The sequence below is a fragment of the Brachybacterium sp. AOP29-B2-41 genome, from assembly GCF_052378395.1.
GTDB lineage: Bacteria > Actinomycetota > Actinomycetes > Actinomycetales > Dermabacteraceae > Brachybacterium.
This window is the reverse complement of sequence record NZ_JBQSXR010000046.1, coordinates 1-1,772: the sequence shown is the minus strand read 5'-3', so window position 1 is coordinate 1,772 and position 1,772 is coordinate 1. Positions and strand designations below refer to the sequence as shown.

The following is a 1,772-nucleotide window of genomic DNA, read 5'->3' as shown; positions in this document are numbered from 1 at the left end:
GCAGACGTGGTTCGTGGGGTTTCTGGTGTGTGGGTGGAGGGGTTTCGGTGGGTGAGTTCGAGGAGGACCGGTTCGCTGACGCGGACGCGGCGGGCGAGCCGCCGGCCGGGATCCCTCCGCGCGAGGATGCCCCTGCCGGTGACCCGCCTGCCGGGCCCGGTGTCGGGCAGTCGTCTTCGGCCAGTCGTGGTGTGGCGCCGGAGGGGCTGCCGCAGTGGGAGGTGCGGGCGCGGCGGGTGCTGGATGAGGAGTACATCCTGGAGGAAGCGGCCCCCGGGAGTCTCGACGCGGGGCGGATGCTGGGGCTGCATCGCACGATGCGGACCCGGGCGAGTCTGCACGCGCATCTGCTGCGTCAGCTCTCCACGTTCTTCTGTGAGGACCCCGAGGTGCGGGGCCTGCTCGATGACGCGGATGTGACCGCGTTGAAGATCGCCGCGGGGCTGCGTTGCACCTACCCCCAAGCACACGGCAAGGTTCGTGACGCGTATCTGGCGGTGCAGTGGATGCCGGTGACGTTCACGTACCTGCGTCGCGGGGATCTGCCCGAGCAGTGGCATCACTACCTGATCCGCCACACCCGGCGCCTGAGCGAGGAGCAGGCCCGGGACGTGGATGCGCATATGGCCACGATCGAGATTCCCTCGATCTCGCAGGACACGTTCGAGAAGCATGTCCGGCTCGCGGTCGCCCTCGCCACCGCCGGGACTCTCCCAGCGCCGCCGTCCCGGTCACGGGACGTGGAGATCGTGGGGATCGATACCGAGACGGGAACCGCATCGTTGTTGGTGACGGGCCCGATCCCGGAGATCCAGGCCCTCGCCCACCGGCTCGATGTCGCAGCCCGCACCGTCCAGAAAGCCCAGCGCACCGCGTTAGAAGCAGGTGCCGAAGGGCCGTTGCCGTTCGATATTGATCGGGACCTCGCCGAGCGGGGCACCGCGTTGTCGCTGCGGACGCTGCGGTACGCGATCTTGACCCACTCGGTCCTGGACATCGACCCCGTCGAAGAAACTGCCAGGCCCTACAAGATCCTCGTCACCGTCCCGGCACTGACCCTGCTGGGCCAGAGTGACGCGCCCGCGATGCTGGAGGGGATGACGCCGCTACCCGCAGAGCTCGCCCGGGAACTCGCAGCCGGGGAGAGCACCTGGCAGCGGATCCTCACCGACCCGATCACCGGCGCGTACCTGCCCGTGACCGCGCAGACCTACCAGCCCACCACCCAGATGCGCCTCCAGCTGAGGCTGCGTCACCCGGTCTGTGCGGTGCCGGGCTGTACCCGGGCCACGGTCCTCGCGGCAGAGGATGACCACATCATCGAATACGACCATGACCACCCCGACCAGGGCGGGCAAACCTCGCTGTGGAACCTCCACCGCCTCTGCTGGCTCCACCACAAACAAAAAACCGCGGGACTGATCGACCCCGCCCGTGACCCGGTCGAGGATCCCGCCCGCGGTGACGGGACCACCACCGCCGGGCCATTGGAGACGACCTGGGATATCGGCCGGGACATTCGGATACGAGCCAGGGAGAACACCGACCTGCTCACCCCACGACTGGCGAAGATCCTCCAACGGGACTGGCGTGCCTACGAACGCGCCCACGAAGACGCGCTACGTCTCCACGCCGAAGAGAACACCAGACCCCGTCAGGAACGAGCCGCCGAGCAGCGCCGTGCCGCATGGGCAAAGGCCTACTCCCACCGCGGAGGACGCCGGATCATCCCACCCAACCCCACCCACGACGAAACCGAACCACCGTTCTAG

The 1,772-nt window shown here is 68.3% G+C and carries 1 protein-coding gene; it reads left to right on the top strand.

What is annotated here, in order from left to right; all coding sequences use genetic code 11:
• The first annotated feature begins 47 nt into the window (after positions 1-47).
• Complete coding sequence (locus ACT3T9_RS18795; RefSeq protein WP_444607300.1) at positions 48-1,772, top strand: HNH endonuclease signature motif containing protein; 1,725 nt, start codon at positions 48-50, stop codon at positions 1,770-1,772.